We start from the raw sequence: 361 nt of genomic DNA, 5'->3' as shown, positions 1-361 counted from the left end.
CCGCCGCAGACTCGGACGACAGCCCGGCTTTTGTGGCGATAATCTCCGCTTTTGCTGCCGCCTCCCGCGCAAACTCCTGGAGGATTTCTTTCTCGCGTTTGTGGCTCACCATCGCTGCCGACTCCAGCCGGTGAGCGACCAGCGCCAGCTGACCGAGTGCTTTGGGCTCCACAACATCACCCTCGGACAGCGACATCGAGGTTTCAAAGGCGAGGGTTTTGACAAACTCCAGCAGCAGTTTGCCGACGTCGGACGTCGGCGCAGAGCCGAGCTTCGCTGCCCAGATTTCGGCCATCTCCCGCGATGCACGAATTTTGGCGCCGAACTGTTCCATGCGGCTTGCGTAACGGTTAAGACCGGC

General features: G+C 60.9%; 1 protein-coding gene. It reads right to left on the bottom strand.

Annotated features, from left to right (window positions below; genetic code table 11):
* Positions 1-361, bottom strand: a 361-nt coding sequence (locus tag GTGU_RS23735) for a DUF3486 family protein (RefSeq protein ID WP_038163958.1), incomplete at both ends; no start/stop codon positions are given.

Origin of the sequence: Trabulsiella guamensis ATCC 49490 (assembly GCF_000734965.1) — a bacterium.
Classification (GTDB): Bacteria; Pseudomonadota; Gammaproteobacteria; order Enterobacterales; family Enterobacteriaceae; genus Trabulsiella; species Trabulsiella guamensis.
Note: the sequence above shows the minus strand (reverse complement) of the source record. Positions and strands in the feature narration are given on the sequence as shown.